The 11,820-nt window shown below is 65.9% G+C and carries 8 protein-coding genes and 1 tRNA gene; 3 read left to right on the forward strand and 6 right to left on the reverse strand.

Going from position 1 to position 11,820, the window contains the following annotated elements; all coding sequences use genetic code 11:
• The first annotated feature begins 21 nt into the window (after window positions 1–21).
• Window positions 22–492, forward strand: a complete 471-nt coding sequence (locus OVY01_RS15550) for a RidA family protein (protein WP_267848485.1) — start codon at window positions 22–24, stop codon at window positions 490–492.
• A 389-nt stretch (window positions 493–881) separates the two neighbouring features.
• Entirely contained in the window at window positions 882–3,296 is a 2,415-nt protein-coding gene (locus OVY01_RS15555) for a bifunctional diguanylate cyclase/phosphodiesterase (protein WP_432422264.1), read from the forward strand.
• 94 nt (window positions 3,297–3,390) lie between these two features.
• Here the strand turns inward: OVY01_RS15555 and OVY01_RS15560 are convergent, their stop codons facing one another.
• The 4 genes from OVY01_RS15560 to OVY01_RS15575 all read right to left on the reverse strand — a co-directional run bounded on the left by OVY01_RS15560 (window position 3,391) and on the right by OVY01_RS15575 (window position 10,614).
• Entirely contained in the window at window positions 3,391–3,846 is a 456-nt protein-coding gene (locus tag OVY01_RS15560) for a CopD family protein (RefSeq protein ID WP_267848487.1), read from the reverse strand.
• Window positions 3,847–3,936: 90 nt separating this feature from the next.
• Window positions 3,937–6,228 carry a DNA topoisomerase IV subunit A gene (gene parC, locus OVY01_RS15565; protein ID WP_267848488.1) on the reverse strand — a complete coding sequence of 764 codons (2,292 nt, stop codon included), beginning with the start codon at window positions 6,226–6,228 and terminating at the stop codon, window positions 3,937–3,939.
• A gap of 16 nt (window positions 6,229–6,244) precedes the next feature.
• Window positions 6,245–8,230 carry a DNA topoisomerase IV subunit B gene (locus OVY01_RS15570; RefSeq protein WP_267848489.1) on the reverse strand — a complete coding sequence of 662 codons (1,986 nt, stop codon included), beginning with the start codon at window positions 8,228–8,230 and terminating at the stop codon, window positions 6,245–6,247.
• A 428-nt stretch (window positions 8,231–8,658) separates the two neighbouring features.
• Window positions 8,659–10,614, reverse strand: a complete 1,956-nt coding sequence (locus OVY01_RS15575; RefSeq protein WP_267848490.1) for an ATP-binding cassette domain-containing protein — start codon at window positions 10,612–10,614, stop codon at window positions 8,659–8,661.
• A gap of 267 nt (window positions 10,615–10,881) precedes the next feature.
• On the opposite strand from OVY01_RS15575, the gene OVY01_RS15580 reads away from it, so the two are divergent.
• On the forward strand, window positions 10,882–11,064 hold the full coding sequence (locus tag OVY01_RS15580; RefSeq protein ID WP_267848491.1) for a rubredoxin: 183 nt from the start codon (window positions 10,882–10,884) through the stop codon (window positions 11,062–11,064).
• A gap of 23 nt (window positions 11,065–11,087) precedes the next feature.
• Here OVY01_RS15580 and OVY01_RS15585 read toward each other — a convergent pair whose 3' ends face one another.
• Complete coding sequence (locus OVY01_RS15585; protein WP_267848492.1) at window positions 11,088–11,216, reverse strand: hypothetical protein; 129 nt, start codon at window positions 11,214–11,216, stop codon at window positions 11,088–11,090.
• 277 nt (window positions 11,217–11,493) lie between these two features.
• Window positions 11,494–11,568, reverse strand: a tRNA-Arg gene (locus OVY01_RS15590).
• Window positions 11,569–11,820: the final 252 nt, after the last annotated feature.

The raw sequence follows: 11,820 nt of genomic DNA on the forward strand, positions 1-11,820 counted from the left end.
CTTCTTTCAAGGAGCACCCCGATGTCGCAATCTTCCGTCTATGACCGGCTCGCCGCCGCCGGCATCACCCTGCCGGTCGCCGGCGCGCCCGCCGCGGCCTATGTCATGGCCGCGCAAACCGGCAACGTCGTCCATCTCTCCGGACACATCGCCCGCAAGGCGGGGCAACCCTGGGTCGGCCGGCTGGGCGACACCCTCACGACCGAGGAAGGACGCGCGGCGGCGCGCAGCGTGGCGATCGACCTCATCGCCACGCTTCACGCGCATACGGGCGACCTGGGCCGCGTCGCGCGGGTCGTGAAGCTGGTCAGCCTCGTGCATTCGGACGCGACATTCACCGAGCAGCACCTGGTGACCAATGGCGCATCCGAACTGATGGTCGAGGTGTTCGGCGAGCAGGGCAAGCACGCGCGTTCCGCGTTCGGCGTCGCCCAATTGCCTTTCGGCGTGTGCGTCGAAATCGAAATGATCGCTGAATTGCTGACAAATTGAGTATTTATTACCGCTAGGAAAACGTCTCACGATCAGCGCCAAACGGGGGCTGGCACCCGCCCGCCAGCGCCCGGGAGACACCCTTGTTTCCTGCGCTTTCACGTTGAATAAAAAGCTTTTTTTCGATTTTCCGGAAGGCGTGCCGCTCTCGTCCGGCGCGCCGCGCCCGAGACATGCCACGCCGCTGCGCGCAATCCCGCGCTCTCGACGACCGTGGCGGCTCGTCCACACCTCCTAAAATTTTCCGCATTGGGGTACTATCTTGAGGTCCCGATGCGTCGATGTCTTACGTACGCTTCGTCAATGCGCCCGAACGGCACCTGACCCTGGTGGAGAGCGGTCGGCTCTCCGTGCCCACGCCCTGCACCGGCAACCGCCTTGTATTCGATATGACCCAGTTATTGCCGCCGGGCGACGGCCCTCCGCGCGCGCTCGGCCGTGGCCCCGCTTTTTCGACCAAGAAACGCACCCTGCTCGCCATTCCGGTGCTGGGTCTCGTACTGCTGATGGTCTTGTGGGGCGTCATCGGCACCCGGCTGTCGGCCGAGCGCACGTCCGGTTTCGAGGATTCGGCCAACTCCGCCGCGATCCTGTCGTCGGCGCTGGAGCAGCACACCGTCAAGGCGATCCACCAGATCGACCAGATCACCCGTTTCACCAAATTCGAATTCGAGAAGGCACCGGCCGATTTCGACCTGGAAAACGCCGTGCGCAAGGGTCTCGTACAAAGCGACGTCCTGCTGCAGGTGTCGGTCATCGGCCCCGACGGTCAGTTGCGACACTCCACGGGAGAGCGCCTGCCGAACGACGTGCACTCGGTGCCGGTCGACCTGTCCGATCGCGAGCACTTCAAGTATCACGTCACGCACGATACGGACACGCTATACATCAGCAAGCCCATCCTGGGGCGTATCTCGATGCAGTGGTCGCTGCAGTTCACGCGACGGCTGAACGACCGGGACGGTCATTTCGCCGGCGTCGTCGTCGTGTCGGTCGACCCGCGCTACTTCACCACCGATTTCTACAACACCGCGGCCCTGGGCGAAAACGGCGTCATCGCCGTCATCAGCGACGACGGCACGGTGCTCGCGCGCCGCACCGGCAGTCCCGACCCGAAGCAGCGTTTCTCGGCGAGCGGGCGCTATCCCCCGCGCATGCAGCTCTCGGGCGTCATCAAGGATCCGCTCGACAATGTCCTGCGCATCGTGTCCTACCGGCATATCCAGGGTTATCCGCTGGGCATCATGACCGGCTTGTCGGTGCGCGACGAACTGGCCGCCTACCGCCACACGCGCAATGTCTATCTGCTGATGACCGGCTTCATGTCGGTGGCGATCATCGGCTTTCTCCTGACCGCGATGCTGCTGATCGGCAAGCTGATGCGCCGCGAGCGCGAGATGACGATTCTCGCCGAAACCGACATCCTCACCGGCCTGCCCAACCGCTATCAGAGTCTGCGGCTGCTGCGCGGTCAGGTGGGCGTGCCGGAGAACGTCGGCCAGATCGCCTTGCTGATGGTCGGGCTCGACAACTTCAAGACCGTCAACGATTCACTCGGGCACGCGGCGGGCGACCAGGTACTGATCAAGACCGCGGGCCGTCTGAGCGACATCGCGGCGCGCCTGTCGAGCGATGTCTTCATCCTCGCGCGCAGCGGCGGCGACGCGTTCCTGATCGCCCTCAAGGGGCCGTCCGTGCAGGACGAGGCCACGCGTCTCGCCGAGGCGATCGCCGAAGCCCTGCAACCGCCCTTCAACGTGCGCGGCATTCCCTTCGTGCTGAACGCGAGCGTGGGCATCGCCCTGCACATGGACGCCGACGAGAACGAAGCGGACCTGCTGAAGAAGGCCGATCTCGCGATGTACAGCGCCAAGGAGGCGGGCAAGGCCTGTTTCCAGTTCTACTCGCCGCATCTGGCGCGGCGTGCCGACCGGCTGATGAAATGGGAGCAGCAGCTGCGGGTGGCGCTGGCGCAAAAGCAGTTCTTCGTCGAGTATCAGCCGATCTTCGATCTCGCCGACCGGCGCGTACGCGGCTTCGAGACGCTGCTGCGCTGGCGGCACCCCGAGCAGGGGCTGATCCTGGCCGGCGACTTCATTCCGATCGCCGAATCCACCGGCCTGATCTTGCCGCTCGGCGATTTCGCGCTCGATACCGCCTGCGCGCAGCTCGCGCTGTGGCGCGCACAGGGTTACGCGGCGCTGTCGCTGGCGGTCAATGTGTCGTCGGTGCAATTCTGGCGGGGTGACCTGGTGGACACCGTGCGCCGCGCGATCGCCAAGCACGGCGTGCCGCCGTCGCAACTCGAACTGGAAATCACCGAGACCGCGATGATCGAGCATCCGGAACTGGTCTCGGAGAAGATCACGGCCCTGAAGGCGCTGGGCGTGCGCATCGCGCTGGACGACTTCGGTACCGGCTACTCGTCGCTGTCCTACCTGCATCAGTTTCCGGTCGACACCCTGAAGATCGACCGCTCGTTCGTACACGCGATCCCGGCCGATCGCAGCGTCTGCTCGATGATCTCGGCGATCGTCGGCCTTGCCGTCTCGCTCGGGCTCGCCGTGGTGGTCGAAGGGGTCGAGAACGACGAGCAGGCGGCCTGGCTGTCGCGCCTGGGGGCGCTCGACGTGCAGGGTTTCCTGTTCTCGCGCCCGTTGAGCGCCCTGGATGCGAGCGCGATCCTCGCGCAGGTCGGCCTGTCGGCTCGCGCATTGCCCGCCCTTGTCCACACCGCGGCGCCCCGCGAGCCGCTCAAACCGGCCGATGCAGCCGGCGACCTGCCGTCACTGCAATTGCGCTGAGCACCGCCGAAGCCGGTACACGCCCGCTCGGCCCCGGGACACCGGGCGCCTCTCGCGCATCGACGGTTCGCCCCGCGCAGCCGCCGTCGTGCGATCAGCCGCGGCCCAGCACGCCGAGGGCGATCGTCACGATGCCCAGCACGAGGTTCACCGTCACGAGACGGCGAATGCCGCCGATCGCCTTCGCGCCTTCCGGCCATTTCTGTCCCTGCACCGCCCGCCGCAGGCGCGGATACAGACCAAAGCGGATATGCCCGAAAATCAGCATCATGACGACACCGAGACCGGTCATCGCATGAATCGGCCAGGGTGCCTGCGCGCCGCCGAAGCGCGACATCAGGAAGCCGCCCGAGAGCAGGATCAGCAGGATCGCAACCGCCACCCAGACGAAGAAGCGCCCGAGCACGCCCTCCCAAAGCGGCAGCCGCAATTGCGGTGACAGGTCGCTCATCGCGGGGCGCAGGCAGAAGTGGGCGAAAAACATGCCGCCGACCCAGACGGTCATGCTCAGCACATGGACAAACAGCGCGATATCGACCGCGTGATTCATAAAAGAACCTTCAATGGAACACCGTGATCGGGGTGGCGCACCGCGGGCGTCGACAGCAGACGCTCGCATTGTGCCGGTCAAATGCTGCAATCAGTTTAATACGGGACGCAGGCTGGTCGTTTTCAGACGGGTCGCCGGCGTGCGTCCGCGGCGCACGCGCTTGCCCAGATGCGGCTCGAGCGCGGTCCGCGCGAGCGTAACCGTGTCGGGCTTGCCGCTGCGCTCGCCGACCAATACGACTCCCGCCGCGGTGATGGTCACGCAATGCAGCAGCGATTGGCCTTCGTCCAGCGCGATCAGCCCGACACCTCGTCCGCCGCCGGTCATGGTCTTGATCTCGTCGATCCCGAAAACCAGCAGGCGGCCATCGCTCGCCAGGCAGGCGATCTGCGTCGCGCCGTCGAGCACCGGGGTTGGCATCAGCGGCTGTGCGTTGCCATCGATCGTCATGAAAGCCTTGCCGGTGCGGTTGCGGCTGACCAAATCGCTTATTCGGGCAATGAAGCCGAAACCGCCGCTGGTCGACAGCAACAGCGCGCGCTCCGGGCCCGCCGCGTAGTAATGCAGCAGATGACTGCCCGCCTCGAGATCGATCAACGACGTAACCGGCACGCCGTCGCCGCGCCCGCCGGGCAAGCCCGCGACCGGCGTCGAATAGACGCGGCCGTTGCTGCCCCAGGCGATCAGCATGTCGGTCGTGCGGCACTCGAACGCGCCGTACAGGCTGTCGCCGGACTTGAAGCTCAGGTGCGCGGTGTCGATGCCATGGCCCTTCTGCGTACGCGCCCAGCCGCGCGTGGAAACGATCAGCGTCACCGGCTCGTCGGCGACGCGCGCCTCGGCCAGCGCGCGCTTCTCGTGCTGGATCAGCGTGCGCCGCTCGTCGCCGAACTGCTTCGCGTCGGCCTCGATCTCGCGGATCATCAGGCGCTTCATCGCCGCCTCGCTGCCCAGCAGGTCCTCGAGCTTCCTGCGCTCGTCGCGCAATTCGCTCAATTCCCTCTCGAGCTTGATCGACTCCAGGCGCGCGAGTTGCCGCAGGCGGATCTCGAGAATGTCGTCCGCCTGACGCTCCGACAGCTGAAACGCCTCGATCAATGCCGCCTTCGGTTCGTCCGATTCGCGGATGATGCGGATCACCTCGTCGATATTCAGGAAAACGATCAGGCGCCCTTCGAGGATATGGATTCGATCGTTCGCCTTGTCCAGCCGGTGCCGCGTGCGCCGCGTCAGGGTCTGGTGGCGAAACGCGATCCACTCGCGCAGGATGTCGGTCAACGCTTTCTGCCGCGGCCGGCCGTCGGCGCCGACCATCACCAGATTGAGCGGTGCGTTCGACTCCATGCTGGTGTGCGCGAGCAGGGTATTGACGAATTCGGTCTGGTCGATGCGGCTCGACTTCGGCTCGAACACCAGGCGCACCGCCGCTTCCTTGCCCGACTCGTCGCGCACGGCGTCCAGGATGCCCAGGATGGTCTGCTTGCCCTGCAACTGGTCCGGCGTCAGCGCCTTCTTGCCGAGCTTGATCTTCGGATTGGTGAGATCCTCGATCTCCTCGAGCACCTTCTGCCCCGACGTGTTCGGCGGCAGCTCGGTGACCACGAGATTCCACTGTCCCCGCGCCAGCTCCTCGATCTTCCAGCGCGCGCGCACCTTCAGCGAGCCGCGCCCCCCCTCGTACGCGGCGGCAATTTCCGCCGGGCTCGAGATGATCTGCCCGCCGCCCGGGAAATCCGGCCCCGGCATCAACGCCAGCAGGTCCGACAACGAAGCAGCCGGATTGCGGATCAGCGCGATGGCCGCCGCTGCGGTTTCGCGCAGATTGTGCGACGGAATCTCGGTCGCCAGACCCACCGCGATGCCGGACGCGCCGTTGAGCAGCACGAAGGGCAGACGCCCTGGCAACAGGCGCGGTTCCTCGAAGGAACCGTCGTAGTTCGGCATGAAATCGACGGTATCCATGTCGATTTCATCGAGAAGCAGGCGCGCGATCGGCGTCAGTCGCGCCTCGGTGTAGCGCATCGCCGCCGCGCCGTCGCCGTCGCGCGAGCCGAAGTTGCCCTGCCCGTCGATCAGCGGATAGCGCATCGAAAAGCTTTGCGCGAGCCGTACCAGCGCGTCGTACGCCGACTGGTCGCCGTGCGGATGGAACTTGCCGAGCACGTCGCCGACGACGCGCGCGGATTTCACCGGCTTCGCGTCCGAGGCGAGGCCCATCTCGCTCATCGAATAGAGGATGCGACGCTGCACCGGTTTCTGCCCGTCGCAGACGTCCGGCAGCGCGCGCCCCTTGACCACCGAGACCGCGTAGTCCAGGTAGGCTCGTTCGGCGTAGACGCCCAGCGTCAGCAATTCGCCGTCGGGCGACGTGGTGGTTGCCATAGTGGTGTCTTCCATATCAGATATCGGCCTCGACCTCGTTGCCCTTTTCCTCGAGCCAGTGGCGGCGGGCCGCAGCCTCGCCCTTGCCCATGAGCATCGTCATCATCTCGACCGTTCGCGCGAAATCGAAGTCCCCCAGCGCCACCGGCGCGAGCCGGCGGGTGTCGGGATTCATCGTCGTGTCCCACAACTGCTCGGCGCTCATTTCGCCCAGCCCCTTGAAGCGGCTGATGCTCCATTGCGTCTCGCGCGTTCCCTCCTTGCGCAGCTTGTCGAGGATCGCCTCGAGTTCGCTCTGGTCGAGCGCGTAGATTTTCTGCGCGGGCCGCTTGCCGCGCGCCGGCGCGTCGACGCGAAACAGCGGCGGACGCGCGATATACACGTTCAGACGGTCGATCAGCTGCGGAAAATGCCGGAAGAACAGGGTCAGCAACAGCACCTGGATATGCGAGCCGTCGACATCGGCGTCCGACAGGATGCAGATCTTGCCGTAGCGCAGGCCCGAAAGGTCGACCATGTCGTTCGGCCCGTGCGGATCGACGCCGATCGCGACCGCGATGTCGTGCACCTCGTTGTTGCCGAAGAGCCGGTCGCGCTCGGTCTCCCAGGTGTTCAACACCTTGCCGCGCAGCGGCAGGATGGCCTGGAACTCCTTGTCGCGTCCCATCTTCGCCGAACCGCCCGCGGAATCGCCCTCGACGAGAAACAGTTCGTTGCGCGAGATGTCGGTCGATTCGCAATCGGTCAGCTTGCCGGGCAGCACCGCCACGCCCGAACTCTTGCGCTTCTCGATCTTCTGCCCGGCGCGCGTACGCGCCTGTGCCTGCTTGATCACCAGGTCGGCCAGTTTGCGGCCGTACTCGACATGCTGGTTCAGCCACAATTCGAGCGCGGGACGGGTGAAGGCCGACACCAGCTTGACCGCGTCGCGGCTGTTCAGGCGTTCCTTGATCTGTCCCTGGAACTGCGGATCGAGCACCTTCGCCGACAGCACGTAGGACACGCGCGAGAAGACGTCGTCGGCGAGCAGCTTCACGCCCTTGGGCAGCAGGCTGTGCATCTCGATGAAACCGCGCACCGCCTGGAAAAGACCGTCGCGCAGACCCGATTCGTGCGTGCCGCCCGCGGGCGTGGGAATCAGGTTCACATAGGATTCGCGCAACAGGGACCCTTCCTCGGTCCACGCGACCACCCAGGCCGCGCCCTCGCCCGGCGCGAAGCTTTCCTCGCCGCCGCGCGACGGTTCGGCGAAGCGTTCGCCTTCGAACAGGGGCACGAGCGGTTCGGTGCCCTGCAGGCCTTCGAGCAGATAGCCGCGCAGGCCATCCTCGTACTGCCAGGTCAGCCGTTCGCCGGTTTTCTCGATCAGCAGTTCGACCTCGACGCCGGCCAGCAGCACCGCCTTCGAGCGCAACAGCCGCTGCAACTCCGCCTGCGGCAGACCGGGCGAATCGAAATACCGGGGGTCCGGCGACGCGGTGACGCGGGTGCCGGAGCGCTTCTCGCCCCGGGCGGCGGGGCGCACCGTCAGCGCGCGCGTGACCGCGCCGTGTTCGAAACCGATGTCGGCGACCTTGCCGTCGCGCCAGACGGTGACGTCCAGCTGCGTGGACAGGGCATTCGTCACCGACACGCCGACGCCGTGCAGGCCGCCCGAGAAGGTATAGGCGCCGCCGGCGGCCTTGTCGAACTTGCCGCCGGCATGCAGCCGGGTGAAGACGATTTCGATGACGCTGACGCCCTCTTCCGGATGGATGCCGAACGGGATGCCGCGGCCGTCGTCTTCCACGCTGACCGCGCCGTTCGCATGCAGCGTCACGGCGATGCGGTGGCCGTTGCCGCCGAGGGCCTCGTCGGAAGCGTTGTCGATCACCTCCTGGATGATATGCAGCGGGTTTTCGGTACGGGTGTACATGCCCGGTCGCTGCTTGACGGGCTCCAGGCCCTTCAGGACCTTGATCGAGGCTTCGCTATATGCGGGATTCGGGGATTTTTTGGACATGAGTCGAGATCGGCCGCCGCCGGTGCAACCGATTGGCGGACAAGGTTTTCAATTCAGGGCATGGCCGGACGCGGCGTCGGACGCACGGCATGCGCCGCGTGTCCCGCGCCGCGTCCGCGATGCGGGGGACCCACGGGCGCCGGGGGCATCATCCGTCGACGCATCGCAGCCGTGCGACGGGGTGCCGCCGTGATTCGCCATGGGCGGTATTCTACTGTCTCGGCCGCTTCGATGCGTCCTATCTCGCCACGCGGGCGAGGCCGCGTCCGCGCACGCGACGCATCGCTGCCGGCGCGCCGGCAGCGCAACCCCGGCACGGCCAGGCAGCGCCCGATTTGACCAGCCGCCGCGGCAAGACGTTCCCTCGGGGCTTGCCTTCAAGGCTTGCCTTCAAGGCTTGCCTTCAAGGCCCGCTTTCAAGGCCCGCGTCAGGACTTCAGGCCGCGCGACTTCGCTTCCAGCGTTTCCCAGCGCTCCAGCGCGGCGAACAGCGCGTCGTCGATTTCGGCGAAGCGATCGGTCAGGCGGGTGCCCTCGGCGGGATCGTTGACGAAGACGCTGCCTTCCTCGATGCACCCGGACAGGTGCTTCTGCTCGGTTTCGAGTTCGGCGATCTCCGCGGGCAGCGTTTCCAGTTCGCGCTGCTCCTTGAAGGACAGCTTGACCGGGCGTGCGGCCGCGGCGCCCGCCGCCGCACCGGATGTGGCCGCCGCGCCGCTCGCTGGCGTACTTGCCGCCTTGGGCGCCGGTGCCGAAGGCTGCTCGCTGCCGGCCAGCTGGGCCGCGCGCGCGGACTGGATGCGCCAGTCGGAAAAGCCCCCGACGTATTCGCGCCAGCGGCCCTCGCCTTCGAAGGCGATCACCGAGGTGACGACATTGTCGAGGAAAATGCGGTCATGGCTCACCAGCAGGACGGTGCCCGCATAGTCGGTCAGCAGTTCCTCGAGCAGTTCGAGCGTCGGGATGTCCAGATCGTTGGTCGGCTCGTCGAGCACCAGCACGTTCGACGGCCGCGCGAACAGACGCGCGAGCAGCAGCCGGTTGCGCTCGCCACCCGAGAGCGATTTCACCGGCGAGCGCGCGCGCTCCGGCGAGAACAGAAAGTCGCCGAGATAGCTCATCACGTGCTTGCGCGCGCCATTGATCTCCACCCAGTCCGAACCCGGCGCGATCGTATCGGCCAGGCTGCTTTCCGGATTCAGTTGCGCGCGCATCTGGTCGAAATACGCGACCTCGATATTGGTGCCCGTGCGCAGGCTGCCCGAAGCCGGCTGGATCTCGCCCAGCATCAGCTTGATCAGCGTCGTCTTGCCCGCGCCGTTGGGCCCGATCAGCCCGATCTTGTCGCCGCGCATCACCGTGCACGACAGCTTCTCGATCAGCGTGCGCCCGCCGTAGGTCATCGTCACATCGGTCAGTTCCGAGACGATCTTGCCGGAGCGGTCCGCGTGGCTCACGTCGAGTTTCACGTTCGACTGGACGTTGCGCCGCTCGGCGCGCTCGCCGCGCATCGATTCGAGCCGCGCGATCCGCCCGACGCTGCGCGTGCGCCGCGCCTCCACGCCCTTGCGGATCCAGACCTCCTCCTGCGCCAGGAGCTTGTCGAATTTCGCGTTCTCGACGCGCTCCGTTTCCAGTTGCTGTTCCTTGCGCTCCTGGTAGGCGACGAAATTGCCCGGGTAGGACAGCAGGCGGCCGCGGTCGAGTTCGATGATGCGCGTGGCCACCCGGTCCAGAAAGGCCCGGTCGTGCGTGATGAACAGCAGGCTGGTGCGCAGCGAGATCAGCAGCGTCTCGAGCCAGCGGATCGCGTCGAAGTCCAGGTGATTGGTGGGTTCGTCGAGCAGCAGCAGATCCGGCGCGCTGACCAGCGCGCGCGCGATCGCCACCCGCTTGCGCATGCCGCCGGACAGGTCCTCGACGCGCAGCGTGTGGTCCAGCGTCAACTGCTCGAGCGTCGTCTCCACGCGATGGCGCCACTGCCACGCATCCTGGGCATCGAGCGCCGCCTGCAGCGTGGTCAGGCGCTCCATCAGCGCATCGGTGTCCGCCGCTTCGCCGAGCTGCATCGACACCTCGTCGTATTCGGCGAGCAGGCGGATCGAATCGCCGAGGCCGGACGCCACCGCGTCGAACACGGTTTCGCCGGGCGTGAACACAGGTTCCTGCTCGACGAAGACCATGCGCAGGTTCTGCTGCCGGGACACCAGACCGTCGTCGGCCTGCGCGAGGCCGGCGACGATTTTCAACAGGGACGACTTACCGGCGCCGTTGCGACCGATCAGACCGACGCGCTCGCCCGTCTCGATCGAAAAATCGGCATGATCAAGCAAGGCGACATGGCCGAAGGCCAGTTGTGCACCGGTGATGGAATACATCGACATGGTCGTGACAAAGCTCGGGAAAATACGCATTGTACCGGGCGGCGGGCCACGGCGATGCCTGTATGGTGGCAACCTGTCTTTCGGCCTGGCCCGGATGCGGCGTGGCGCGCGTCGGCGCGGCGGGAAAAACCGGGGGAGCGGGCACGCGGACGGCGCCTCCTGGCGGGAGCGCCCGGAAAAAATCGGCTAAGATCGCGGCTGAACCGGTGGGTCGTCTCGTGCGGGCCAGGCCGCCGGCCCGTCTTTTACCTGAAAAACCGTGGTGCAATGAGCGACATCATCGAGTACAGAAGCTGGGTCTGCCTGATTTGCGGCTGGATTTACAACGAGGAAGAAGGTCTGCCGGAAGAAGGCATCGCGCCGGGCACGCGTTTCGAGGACATCCCGGAAGACTGGCGCTGCCCCCTGTGCGACGTCGGCAAGGGGGATTTCGCCGCGGTGGAATTCTGAGAGATCCACACCGCGCGGCTGGCTTACCCCTGCTTGCGTTGCAGCGACCCGACCGCGCGCCTGAGACGCAGCCCGCGCCACGCGTCGTGACACCCCGTGATCAATGCAATACCCATCACCGCCACGCCACCTGCCAGAAATTCGACGCCCATAGCCGCCTCCGCCCCAACCGTTGATTGATCGCTGCCCGTGACACCAACATTACCGTAAAAAAAATACCGTGCGGAGTGTACCGGGCAGTAAAAGTGCCTGATTTCGTTGCGTATTGCGGCTTCGACGCAACAAAGATACAGGCGCCAGGTGATCGAAAGGGGGGTTCGGTCATAAATACCGGCAGCTGACGTCGCGGATCGCCCAATAAAAAAACCCCGTGGCACAAGGCTGTACGGGGTTCCAATGGTGAAACGCTGCTGCTATCGGGGCACTTCATGGTCCCCCCGACAGGAATCGAACCTGTATCTAGCGCTTAGGAGGCACTTGTTCTATCCGTTGAACTACGGGGAGCGGACCGGTGTGACGTCATTTCGCTGCTGTCGCGACAGCGGGACCCTTGCCGGAACTGCCCGGCGCGGGTCCTGCCGTCGCGAATCGAGAGTATAGCAAAGACCGCGCTGCCCGGATGGCATTGTCGGGCCCCGACGCACATGCCGCACGCAGGCATTGTCGGTACCGTCGCGTACATCGGGCGCGAACGTCGGCAGACACCGTTGCGCGCACCCCGCGCGAATCGACGCACCGACAACCGATTCGCGAATT

The organism is Robbsia betulipollinis (assembly GCF_026624755.1).
Classification (GTDB): Bacteria; Pseudomonadota; Gammaproteobacteria; order Burkholderiales; family Burkholderiaceae; genus Robbsia; species Robbsia betulipollinis.

Bases quoted from the DNA above. Each gene is read 5' to 3' on its own strand.
- OVY01_RS15550 (WP_267848485.1), top strand. From the start codon at position 22: ATGTCGCAATCTTCCGTCTATGACCGGCTCGCCGCCGCCGGCATCACC.
- OVY01_RS15555 (WP_432422264.1), top strand. From the start codon at position 882: ATGACCCAGTTATTGCCGCCGGGCGACGGCCCTCCGCGCGCGCTCGGC.
- OVY01_RS15560 (WP_267848487.1), bottom strand. From the start codon at position 3,846: ATGAATCACGCGGTCGATATCGCGCTGTTTGTCCATGTGCTGAGCATG.
- parC (WP_267848488.1), bottom strand. From the start codon at position 6,228: ATGGCAACCACCACGTCGCCCGACGGCGAATTGCTGACGCTGGGCGTC.
- OVY01_RS15570 (WP_267848489.1), bottom strand. From the start codon at position 8,230: ATGTCCAAAAAATCCCCGAATCCCGCATATAGCGAAGCCTCGATCAAG.
- OVY01_RS15575 (WP_267848490.1), bottom strand. From the start codon at position 10,614: ATGTCGATGTATTCCATCACCGGTGCACAACTGGCCTTCGGCCATGTC.
- OVY01_RS15580 (WP_267848491.1), top strand. From the start codon at position 10,882: ATGAGCGACATCATCGAGTACAGAAGCTGGGTCTGCCTGATTTGCGGC.
- OVY01_RS15585 (WP_267848492.1), bottom strand. From the start codon at position 11,216: ATGGGCGTCGAATTTCTGGCAGGTGGCGTGGCGGTGATGGGTATTGCA.